The 11,597-nt window shown below is 46.7% G+C and carries 10 protein-coding genes; 5 read left to right on the forward strand and 5 right to left on the reverse strand.

Features of this window, described 5'->3' with window-relative positions:
- Positions 1–449: 449 nt before the first annotated feature.
- Positions 450–1,022 (forward strand): hypothetical protein, encoded by a 573-nt coding sequence (locus tag IC230_RS07265; RefSeq protein WP_191038307.1) that lies wholly within the window; start codon positions 450–452, stop codon positions 1,020–1,022.
- Positions 1,023–1,136: 114 nt separating this feature from the next.
- The gene (locus IC230_RS07270) at positions 1,137–1,865 is read left to right on the forward strand and encodes a 3-keto-disaccharide hydrolase (RefSeq protein WP_191038308.1); all 729 of its coding nucleotides are present in this window, start codon (positions 1,137–1,139) and stop codon (positions 1,863–1,865) included.
- Between the two features lie 12 nt (positions 1,866–1,877).
- Here IC230_RS07270 and IC230_RS07275 read toward each other — a convergent pair whose 3' ends face one another.
- From IC230_RS07275 to IC230_RS07290, 4 genes are all read right to left on the reverse strand, one after another.
- Positions 1,878–2,909, reverse strand: a complete 1,032-nt coding sequence (locus IC230_RS07275; protein ID WP_191038309.1) for an aldose 1-epimerase — start codon at positions 2,907–2,909, stop codon at positions 1,878–1,880.
- A gap of 98 nt (positions 2,910–3,007) precedes the next feature.
- Positions 3,008–3,847, reverse strand: coding sequence for a TIGR02757 family protein (locus tag IC230_RS07280; RefSeq protein ID WP_191038310.1), 840 nt, complete (start codon positions 3,845–3,847; stop codon positions 3,008–3,010).
- Positions 3,844–4,062 carry a hypothetical protein gene (locus tag IC230_RS07285; protein ID WP_191038311.1) on the reverse strand — a complete coding sequence of 73 codons (219 nt, stop codon included), beginning with the start codon at positions 4,060–4,062 and terminating at the stop codon, positions 3,844–3,846. Before IC230_RS07285 ends, IC230_RS07280 begins: the two co-directional genes overlap by 4 nt.
- Before the next feature lie 10 nt (positions 4,063–4,072).
- Positions 4,073–5,293 carry a LysM peptidoglycan-binding domain-containing protein gene (locus IC230_RS07290; RefSeq protein WP_191038312.1) on the reverse strand — a complete coding sequence of 407 codons (1,221 nt, stop codon included), beginning with the start codon at positions 5,291–5,293 and terminating at the stop codon, positions 4,073–4,075.
- A gap of 458 nt (positions 5,294–5,751) precedes the next feature.
- On the opposite strand from IC230_RS07290, the gene porX reads away from it, so the two are divergent.
- Entirely contained in the window at positions 5,752–7,317 is a 1,566-nt protein-coding gene (gene porX / locus IC230_RS07295) for a T9SS response regulator signal transducer PorX (protein WP_191038313.1), read from the forward strand.
- A gap of 122 nt (positions 7,318–7,439) precedes the next feature.
- Here the strand turns inward: porX and IC230_RS07300 are convergent, their stop codons facing one another.
- Complete coding sequence (locus IC230_RS07300; RefSeq protein ID WP_191038314.1) at positions 7,440–7,616, reverse strand: hypothetical protein; 177 nt, start codon at positions 7,614–7,616, stop codon at positions 7,440–7,442.
- A gap of 400 nt (positions 7,617–8,016) precedes the next feature.
- Here IC230_RS07300 and IC230_RS07305 point away from each other — a divergent pair, with 400 nt between their 5' ends.
- A complete protein-coding gene (locus IC230_RS07305) occupies positions 8,017–10,887 on the forward strand; it encodes a PAS domain S-box protein (protein ID WP_191038315.1) in 2,871 nt (956 codons plus the stop codon).
- Between the two features lie 3 nt (positions 10,888–10,890).
- The gene (locus IC230_RS07310; protein WP_191038316.1) at positions 10,891–11,589 is read left to right on the forward strand and encodes a LytR/AlgR family response regulator transcription factor; all 699 of its coding nucleotides are present in this window, start codon (positions 10,891–10,893) and stop codon (positions 11,587–11,589) included.
- The last annotated feature ends 8 nt before the right edge of the window (positions 11,590–11,597 follow it).

An 11,597-nucleotide genomic window follows, 5' to 3' on the forward strand; every position in this document is an offset into this window, starting at 1 on the left:
TAATCCTGTCATAAAGCGACGTTTCGATAAGCTGAAAGTATGCGGTGGAGGGTTTCCGGCGAACGCTCAAATATGAACACGTCTATTTGCAGGCTTATTCAGCTTAACTCAAAAGCTGTCCAACTTATTGGGAGCACCATAAATAGAGAAAACGTAATGAAAGGCTAAGTTCGGTCAAGCTTAGTTTTATACGAATTATGCAGAGTGATTCACTACGTATGGTGATGCAACTAGAAGATAGACTACTCGCTGATTAAGAAATTTGTCGCCCAAATTAATAGGGGCGACTAGCTTGATGCATTAACAATCCAAACTTGATTTTTATCAATTCAGGGAACGGATTGTCTTTTTGATGGCTGTGGCTTTAGCATACAGATGGAGGCTTGGTTTGTTTTGCAGCGTATTCTAAAAATCAGAATACATCGTAAAACAAAACCGAATATACATCCATGAAAAGGCATTTTGTCGCGCTTCTGGCGCTGACGCTTCTATCTGTAGCCTGTAAGAAAGGGGAAGCTACAGTAATCGACCCGACCGTTGAAACTCCTGGTAACGTACCGTCTAACCCATCTACTCCGTCAACTGGCAAAACACCGGCTGAGCTGGTTGGAAAATGGTCATATGGTTTATTCTCACCAACGAATTTCTGGGACTATACCGGAACGTATGCAGGTAATGCTTATGAACAAGCGCTGGTCTTCGATATTCACGAAGATGGCACTTATGAAGAATACGTAATTAATTCAACCACGGCTTACAATTGCCGGACGGAAGCTTACACGTATTTTAAGGGTAGAATTATCGTTGACGCCAGTAAACATTCATTCGTTATTACACCGTCGAGCGGTAAATACCGTGGTTTTTATTCCTGTGCACCAAAGAGCAACATTGACCGGGCTGCAAAGTCGAATGAGTTAATTCAGGAGCAGATGAACTATCAGGTTGAAAATGGTAAAGTGGCTATTAAGCTGTCGGATGCTGAAAATCCCCAGGGCGTGCGACTGAAAGCTATTACGTGGTAATCAGGCTAGTTGACAAAATCCTTGTGTGTGCTGCATGGGGATTTTATTTTTACTATGAGGAGTTCGTCTACTTACACGTCTTTAGATAGAAGATAGATGTTTACTCGAAGTAGTATGTTCAAAAAATACGCTCTCCTTATCCCATTTATGTGCCTTGTTGTTACGTCGCTACAGGCGCAAGTGCTTAATACGTTATCTGCCCAGGAAAAAAAAGAAGGCTGGAAGCTGCTATTTAATGGAAAGAACGTTGACGGATGGCACACGTATGGGGGCAAAGAGGTAGGAACTGCCTGGAAAATAGAGCAGAGCGCTTTGAAACTGGATGTTCCCAATCGCATAGGGAATAAAGCGCCCAATGGGGGAGATCTGGTAACGGATGTTGTACTAAACGGCGATTTTGAATTCAAAGCTGAGTGGAAAGTCGAGCGCTTCACTAATAGTGGTATTTTCTTCTTCGTGCAGGAGTCTCCGCAGTATAAAAATATTTTTGATACGGGTCTGGAGCTTCAGGTTCTGGACGATGCCATTTACGAAGGGGCCAATGAAAACAAACACCGGGCTGGCGACTTTTTCAGCGTAGCCAATGCGCGCGTTCGGGAAGTCGAGCCAGTAGGAGGCTGGAACAAGGTTCACTTTATTCTGAAAAACAATAAACTGACTGTATCGCTGAACGGCTACAGTATTCAGGAGCACGACCTGAACAGTGCGGACTGGAAAAAACGTATCGCCGAGAGCAAACTGAAAGACGCTCCCATTAGCAAAGGCCGCTTTACCGGCCGGATCGGTTTGCAGGATTGGGGTAGTTCCGTTTGGTTTCGGAATGTTAAGATACGTTCGCTTTGAGTAGCAACGTAATCAATCCAATCTGACCCACATTGTTCCGCTGATTGTATCCCAGGGTTCCAGAACGGTTAAGCCTTCGCCATTATTAAACGCGTCGACGTTGGCCGTCAGTGGTTCAATGGCGATACTATCCCGTCGGGTAGGTGTGTAACATACCAGATAATTGAATTTACCTTCGCCCGTCTGCTGACCAACAATCATTCGAACGCCGGTACTCAAGGACGTCAGTATGGTTTCGGCGAACGGTTCTGGCGAATTAGGGTCACTCGTTGGCTCAATAACAAAAGCAGTGTCTAGTTCCAGCTTATGAAGGTTAAGCGTGCTCGCTTCTTCGAAAGGCTTCAGCCCGTCAGGGATCATGTTTTCGTCGAGCAGAATAGGAGTGCGATTCGGAAGCGTCAAGGACAGATGATCAACGGGTTCGCCGGTAAACGTAAAATAAGGATGCCATCCGAAAGCTACCGGACAGCGGGTTATACCAATGTTCTGAACAGCGTATGTAATCCGAAGGGCACACATTTTGTCTGCCTCGGGATGACTGCCATGCGGCAATAAATTGGCCTGTACGAGTTCATACGTGACGGTTAGCGTAAATGGAAACGGGTAGCCAACCGTATCACCCATGTAGTCATAGCGCAGCGTCAGTTGGGCATGAGTCGACGTTACGTCCTGATCGACTACTGAAAATTCACGGCCATGAACAAACCCGTGCAAGGCATTATCCCGCTTGGCTTCGTTCAGCTTTAACGTATAGGCATCTCCATCGAATCGATAGATGCCGTGCCGGATGCGACTTGGAAATGGAAAAAGCAGTGCGCTGGCGTAACTTTCATCGGCCATTAATCCCTGGGGCGAATCAGGGGCCTGTAGCAGCGCAAACAATTTTTTTCCTTTTCGTAAGACCAGTCGCCTGAGGATACCCCCAAATTCAGGAATAACAGTGATAAATTCGCCCGACTCCGTGTGTTCGAGCAGATATTCAGTGAGTGATTTCGTACTGTTCGGTAGTGGTCCGAAGGATTGTGTAGTGATCTGAAACGGCATGATTATATAAACACAGGTCGCTACAATAGTAAGCGGAACGGCTTGAGGATTGTTTGTTAAAATTTTCTAATGTTCTCTCTAAGCTTGAACGCTGACTCTTACATTTCCCCGTCAACACCCAAGCCAAACAAGGCAAAATCATACCGTACTGGGTCTGCCGGGTCGAAAGCGCGAAGGACTTCGGTGAGCGCCAGAGCGGCTTTCCAATCGGGTTGTGTCGGTACGGCATTCCGGCTGGTGAGTAATCCTAACTCGCGGGACACCCGGTTGACGTGAACATCAATCGGCATCACTAATTGACTGGGACGTAACCGCGTCCAAATGCCGAAATCAACGCCACGGTCATCCTGACGCACCATCCACCGCAAAAACATCAGCAGGCGCTTGCATGATGAGTTACGGGCGGGGGTAGCAATGTGTTTACGCGTACGCTCGGGAAAGAAATCGGTGAGGCTGCAAAAACGGTCGTGGAACGCTATTAAGCCTTGTTCTACTACGTATGCTGGATCGGATGCCAATCGAGCGCTGTCGATCAATTCTTTTTTAGGCAAAAAAGCATCTTCCAGCGATTCGTTGGTTAGATAATACTGTCGGAAGAAATGGAGAAAGTATAGCGCATCACTGGCGTTGAAAGTGCGATGCTTAAAATTTAGAAATCGCTGTAGATCGCTTTCTTCATGATTACGGACAAAATCGTATGGAGCGCCGTCCATCAAACTGACTAGCTCATTCGCCTTCTTCAGAATGACTGGTCGCTGACCCCAGGCAAGGACAGCCGCCCAAAAACCCATAAGTTCAATATCCTGCTTTCGACTGAAACGGTGAGGAATACTGATCGGGTCGCGCTCAATAAATGAAGGCCGATTGTACTGATCGGCCTTCCTGTCTAAAAAGTCTTTTAAGGAGCTAGTCTTGATTAAGAGCTCAGCATTTATCATTTACTACTTCCTCCACTAACCACCCACGCCATGGCTCGGGAAACGCCTGAAAGACAGGATAACAGAGTAGACATAATAAAGGTAAAAACCGCAATGAACGGATAAGCCAGCGTAAACATAATGCTGAACGTTACGTAGCCAGGCGAAGCCTTCATTTGCTTATCGCGTTCACGGTGTCTCCGGGCAATACGCTCTTCTTTCGTCTCTTTTTCCATAGCTGCGGTCTTATCGAACAATGTAACTGACCTCAGCTCGAAAACGCCGATCTTGGGGCGAAAGTTTCGAGAAAGCCTGCGTTGATAGTTTAATCAGAATTTTGTCGTTGATACCGGTATTGGGCAGTCGGCCAATCACCTTCACCCAAAGGCTTTGGTTGTTGAATTCGTTACGTACCTGCACCAGCGTTCCGATAGGCGCTGTACGATGGAGAGCCATGTATTTACCTGACCCGTCGGTACCGTCGATTATTTCAGCTACGCCACTGTCCGAAATTCGCCGTCCGTGCGTAGGCATGGGTGCGTCATTACCGGGTCGGGGCGATTCTATCTCTACTTCGGTATCTGCAGTTTTGGGATTGGCTACTGGCCGATTGTCAGACGTAGGGGCTGTGGCCGTTGCCTTACTGGGGGCATCGGGCTCCGTTCGTGGACGGGTTGTTGCGTCGTCGTCCGTGCGTCGCTCAGGTTTCGATTCGGCTGGCGGTGTACGATGCTCCGCAACATGGGGTTCAGTCGTCGGGGTTGTTGGTCGGGATTCACTTGAATGAGCGACCGCCGTTCGGGGAGACGGTTCAGACGTTTTAGCCGCCGGGCCAGGCGTTGAAGGCGTCCGTACCTGGTAGGCTCTCTCCGAAACGATCAAAGCCTGTCCAATCAGCACATTGTTACCAGGAAGGTTATTCCATTTGCGGAGGTCGGTCTGAGATACGCCATATCGACTGGCCAGGCTGTATAGCGTTTGACCTGCTTCCACAACGTGAATTCCCGCTTTAGCCGGATCATCGGCTTTTTTGGCGTCTTTATCGGAATTCTTATCGGCTTTCGCTTCTGCTATTACCGGGCGATCCTCCGATTTGGCCTTAACTTCTCGTTTTTCGTCCTTCTCCTGCTTCTGGATGGCTTTGTCTACTACTTTTTCCTGCTTCCGGTTAAGTGAAGCATCCGGAAGCGGTACCCTAACCAACTGATTATACTGAACCGTAGCTTTCATATCGGGATTAGCCGCTTTTATTTCGGCAACCGAACGGCCGTATCGACGGGCAATGGCATAAAGCGTCTGGCCTTCGCTAACCCGGTGTATGATAAAGCGCTTGCCATTTTTCTTCTCAACGCCTATCGAATCGATAGGTATAATCCGTGTCGGTGCATTTGTATAAGCCTGAGCCGATTGATAATAGACTAGACCAATTAATAAAAGAAAAAAGAAACTAATAGAGTGTGTTTTCATAGGTGTCGTAGTTGAACAACAGTAGGTTTTTGTCGCTGCTATCTGTATGCACAACTTACGTTGTAAAAATAACGTAAAATATAGCGACTTTATCCAGAAACATAATTCAATACGTCAAGTAGGTGATTTTTGTGCAATTTACCAGTAGCTGATTCGAGTTAGAATAGAACGCGGATAATGCCAATATTGCATCTATCTTGCCGCTAGATAGAGGGTGTTAACGTAGTGCATATGAGTAGCAATTACGGGAAGCAAATGGTTACGAATTTGGAACGATTTAGACGCGCATTCACTGATTTTACGGCCCAGCTGATGTGTTAAATCTTGTTAAAATACCAATTTAAGCGATCTTTCCGAACAGAAGCAGACGTTTGAAGTTAAACAAAGAATGAGTTTGTGTTTCGTTACCGGTGTAAATGCAGCCGGGAAACCTGCTCAATTAAACCACTACCGAACGCATGCAAAATTATTCGATACTCTGGGCCGATGACGAGATTGATCTCTTGAAACCCCACATTTTATTCCTGAAAAACAAAGGTTACGACGTTACATCGGTTAACAGCGGAGCTGACGCACTTGACCAGGTTGAAAACACAAACTATGATGTTGTTTTTCTGGATGAAATGATGCCGGGTATGACAGGTTTAGAGACGCTGTCGCAAATCAAGCAGATGCGACCGAATCTACCCGTCGTTATGATCACCAAAAGTGAAGAAGAGCACATTATGGAAGAAGCCATTGGCTCTAAAATCGCTGATTATCTGATCAAGCCGCTCAACCCGAACCAGATTCTGCTCTCGGTCAAAAAGATTTTAGATAACAAGCGGCTCGTAACTGAACGTACCAACATTGGCTACCAACAGGACTTCCGGAATATCTCCATGCAATACAATGATCGCATGGATTTTGATGAATGGGCGGATGTCTATAAAAAGCTTATTTACTGGGAGTTAGAGCTCGATAGTTCGCAGGATCGGAGTATGTCGGAAGTGATGAACATGCAGAAAAGCGAGGCAAACGCTGAGTTCTGTAAGTTCGTGATGGACAACTACGAAGACTGGCTCAATGAACCCAAAATGGATAGCCCGGTTATGTCGCATCAACTGATGCGCAAGAAAGTGTTCCCGTTGCTGGATCAGAGCGGTACTACATCCCCGTTGTTCTTTATTCTGATTGATAACCTCCGCTACGATCAGTGGAAAGTGATCGAGCCCTTACTGGCCGAATACTTTACGGTCGAAGAGGAATCCTCCTATTATTCGATTTTACCAACGACTACCGGCTTTGCTCGTAACGCCATTTTTTCGGGTATGATGCCCAGCGAAATGGAACGCAAACATCCCGACTTGTGGGTCAACGACGACAGCGAGGACGAAGGGCTGAACAACCACGAAGATGAGTTTCTGCGTCGGCAACTGGAACAGAGCCGCCTGAACATCAAGTCGTCGTACCACAAGATTCTGAACGTCAATCAGGGAAAATCGCTGGTCGACAACTTCAACAACCTGTTACAGAATCACTTGAACGTAGTGGTTTACAACTTTGTGGATATGCTCTCGCATGCCCGCACCGATATGGCCATGATTAAAGAGCTGGCCCCCGACGAGTCGGCTTATCGATCTATTACGCGATCCTGGTTTTTGCATTCTCCTTTGTTGGAATTTATTCAGAAGATTGCGGATAAGGGCGGTCGGCTAATCATAACAACGGACCACGGGATGATTCGGGTACAGAAGCCTGCGAAGATTGTTGGCTATCGGGAGACGAATACGAACCTGCGCTACAAACAGGGCAAAAACCTTGGTTTCGACGATAACCACCTCTTTGTAGGCCGGAAGCCGGAGCGGTTGTTTTTGCCAAAGCCACACGTATCGACAGCTTACGTCTTTACACTGGAGGATTACTTCTTTGCCTATCCGAACAATTATAATTACTACGTGAATCACTACCGCAATACGTTCCAGCATGGGGGCGTGTCGCTGGAAGAAATGATTATTCCATTTGCGTATCTGAAAGCGAAGTAAGTCTTGTAGAGTTGACTTGAATAAATAACAAAAGCGCCCTTCAACAGGGCGCTTTTGTTATTTAAAAGACTGGTATGGATTAAGTAAAGGCTATATTAATTAAGAAGCTATGTGCTTTACGGCTAGAAAAAAAACTTGATAACCAGATAGAGTTCCAGTGCAAACAGACCGGTGGTGATCAGAAAAAGACGCAGCATTTTGGGGTGCACCCATCCTGAGAATAAGCGTGGCAATCGAACACGTTGTGGTAAAAAATCAGAGAGTAAAACGGGGCGGACAATAGAAAGTAAACGATTCATGGCTAAGCAGTAGTAGTATATTGTCTGTTAGTGAGCGAACTCGGGAAGTAACAAGTGGAAAGCAAAAGCAATTTTCCGTGACCTTCGTTTTCCGTTGAATAATTTAATGGTTCAAATGTAGTGGACATACTAGGGGAGGTCGGTTGCTTTTCGATGAACTGCATGATTTGTACGTTTTTTGGTAAAAAGCGTCCGTCAACTGTCAGACAGCTATCCGATTAGAAATTATGCTTTGGTGATGGTCTCATAAGTCTGTGCTTGCCGGAATAGCCGTTTAGTATATTTGTGAAAAATGAAAGTATTCATATCGTCTTTATAGTTTACTTTATATTTATATTATGTTGAGAATAGTTCATTTCGAATCAACGACTCTTTATTCATTCGAAGATCACCGTATTGTATGCGTGTTGAGGAAATATATTTGTTAACTCAGTCGGTCCAGCGGGAGCGCGAAGCCCGTTTACAGGCCGAAAAAAAGTTATCACAAAAAATTGATGAACTCAGCCAAACCAAAGAACAATTCCGACTCCTGAACGATAGTTTGACTCAGCAAATAGCGGAGAAAGTGCAGGAACTCCGCCGAAGTGATCAGGAGCATCGGCAGTTAATTGAATCGGTTCACGATATCATTTACAAAGTGTCACCCATTGATGGCACCTTCACGTATGTTAGTCCGGTGGTCGAGCGTACACTAGGTTATATGGAAGAAGAGCTATTGGGGAAACCCTATAACTATTTGGTTATTCCAGACTATCGGGGGATGTTACACGATTTTTACATGAGCATGTTGCGCGATAAAGTCGACAACACTTACCAGGAGTTTCCTGTGCTCTGTAAGGATGGCAGCCAATGCTGGATAGGCCAGACAGTTCGGCTGGTTACAAACGAAGACGGTAAATGGGAATTGGTTGCTGTTGCCCGTAATATCACTGATCAGAAAGAGATAGAAAAGGCGCTGGTCAGTGCACAGATTCGACTGACCACCGTGATTTCCAGCTCTGTATCAGCGGTGATGATCGAGGATGAAAACCACGCTATTGTCCTGATCAACCGAATGTTCTGTGATCTGTTTGGTCTTAATGAGCTGGATTTTCAACAGGATGTTCCTATCTGTTCCATTCCGTTTCGACTGGTAGCGCATTTGTTCGAAGAGCCCGAAAAAGAGCGAAAACGTGTTAATGATCTTCTCCAGAATCGGCGGGTTGTACTTGGCGAAGAAGTTTGTATGGCGGATGGTCGGCAGTTCGAGCGTGATTTCATCCCGGTCTTTCGCGACGATCAGTATATGGGGCATCTGTGGCGATATACCGACGTAACGGAAAAGTATCTGGCCCGCGAACAGCTTCGCAAAAGTGAGGAGAAATACCGGGGCATCATGAACAACATGGAACTGGGGCTGCTCGAAGTAGATAATAACCAGACGATTGTGCGTGCCTATGAGCGGTTCTGTCAGATGCTCGGCTACACGTCGGATGAATTAATTGGTCAGAATGCGGCCGAGCTGCTATTGACGCCTGCTGCGCGCGAGGTTGTTGCCCGACAGCAAGTGATACGTAAACAGGGACTAGCTACATCGTATGAAATTCCACTACGTCATAAGAACGGCCAAACGTTGTGGGTACTCATCAGCGGATCGCCGATTATGGATGAGCACGGTACCATCATTGGGTCTATTGGTATTCATTACAACCTGACGGAGCGAAAACAACTGGAAATCGAAGTAGCACAGGCTCATAAGCTGGCGGAAGAATCCCGACAGGCGGAAAAACAGTTTTTGGCCAACATGAGCCACGAAATTCGTACACCCCTCAACGCCATCATCGGTATGACCCACCTGCTATACGATACGCGTCCCAGCCAGGAACAGTTAGAATATCTGGATATTATTCGCTCATCGGCTGATTTTCTACACTCGCTGATCTCCGATTTACTCGATATGGCGAAGATCGAAGCGGGCCGGGTTGAAGTTCACCGTGAACCGTTCGACCTGGCGGGTTTGCTACGTAGTCTTCAGAAAATATTCCAGATGCGGCTCCAGAAACGTCCGGTTGTGATGGATGTCATGCTGGATGCCCGAATCAGCGGCAAGTACATTGGCGACGAACTGATGCTAAATCAGATCTTACTGAACCTGCTTGGCAATGCTGAGAAGTTCACGGAAGAAGGATCTATCGTTCTTACGGCACGGGTTCGGAAAAAAGAAGCTACACGTACCTGGATCGAGTTTCAGGTGTCTGACACAGGCATTGGCATTCCATCCGATAAAGTTGAGCGAGTTTTTCAAAAATTCCGCCAGATCAGCCCTCAGGGGCATAAACACAAAGGTACGGGACTTGGTCTGGCGATTACCAAAGAACTTGTTGAATTACAGGAAGGGAAAATTTCGGTACGTAGCGAAGAAGGCGAGGGTAGCGTGTTCACATTCAGTCTGCCGTATGAACTGGTAATGACTGAAGAGAATACACCAGAAGAGATACTCGCTAATGAAACAACGGGAAAGGTTGAAAACATGACGATTCTGGTTGCGGAAGACAACCTGATGAATCAGCGCTACGTAAGTGGTCTACTGAAAAAGTGGGGAGTAACCTTCACGATTGCCAACGACGGGCAACAGGCCGTCGATATCTGTCGCAAACAGAAGTTTGACCTGATTCTGATGGATATTCAGATGCCAGTGCTGACCGGCTATGAAGCGACCATTGCTATCCGATCGATTGATAATCTGAACCAGCAGACGGCCATTGTTGCCTTGACCGCGTCGGCTATGCTGGATCAGAAAGAAATGGCGATCAAAGTAGGTATGGACGGCTTTCTCTCAAAACCCTTCCCGCCGGATAAGTTGCTGACTGTACTGAAACAATACGCTACCGAAGAGCAGGCACAGGTGGTTGGGCATGTTGCCAGCGGGGTTGTGACGCACCCGCTGGATTATGATCGGCTCAGCGAGTTGTATGGTGACGATACTGACTACGCGGCCAGCATGTTCGAAACCTTTCTGGAAACGGTACTTACCGAATTCGATGCGTTTGATATTCTGATTCAGCAGCAACGCTGGGACGATGTGCGTCAGCTGGCGCATAAACTTAAACCTACCTTAGGAATGGTCGGACTGTCAGACCTGGAAGCGATGATGATTCAACTGGAAGAAATGATGCAGGCAGAGCCAGACGCGAATACGGTTCGACATCTCTGGCACACCTTCCGGTACGATTTAATGAGCCGGCAACCCTTATTACAGACGCAGTGGCAAAACTACCTGATACGAAAATAAGCTATGGCACTCAAGTGTATCGTTGTTGATGATGAAATGATGTCGCGCAAATCGCTACAGCGTCTGTGTGAGCAACATGAGTCGCTGAGGCTGGTTGCCGTCTGCGAAGACGCTACACAGGCGCTGAAGCTATTGGCGGATGATGATATCGATTTGATCTGGCTGGATGTTGAAATGCCTGGTCTGTCGGGTTTTGATTTGCTGGAGCGTTTAACAACAACACCGCAGGTTGTTCTGACAACCACCAAAACGGAATATGCTTTTGATGCGTTTCAATACCAGGTGACTGATTACCTGAAAAAACCTGTTTCGCAACCCCGCTTTAAACTGGCGGTCGAAAAGGTATTGGAAACAGAAGCGCGTTCCAGGAACGTGCACACACAGGCTGGTGATCAGAAGGCGATTTACATAAAAGCAGATGGACGCTACATCCGGGTTTCCTATGATTCCATACTCTACATTGAAAACGCAGGCGATTACGTCAAAATCGTAACAACAAACCAGACATTTGTCGCCTACACGACGATGAAATCGCTGGAAGAAAAGCTTGGCGCTCAGTTCCTGCGGGTGCATCGTTCCTACATCATTCACCTCGACAAAATCGTTGACATCGAAGAAAGCAATCTGGTCGTCGCAACAAAAGTCATTCCCATCAGTCGGGCCAACAAAGCTGAGTTGATGAACCGGCTGAACTTGCTGTAACGCAGACA

Origin of the sequence: Spirosoma validum (assembly GCF_014699035.1) — a bacterium.
GTDB classification, from domain to species: Bacteria; Bacteroidota; Bacteroidia; order Cytophagales; family Spirosomataceae; genus Spirosoma; species Spirosoma validum.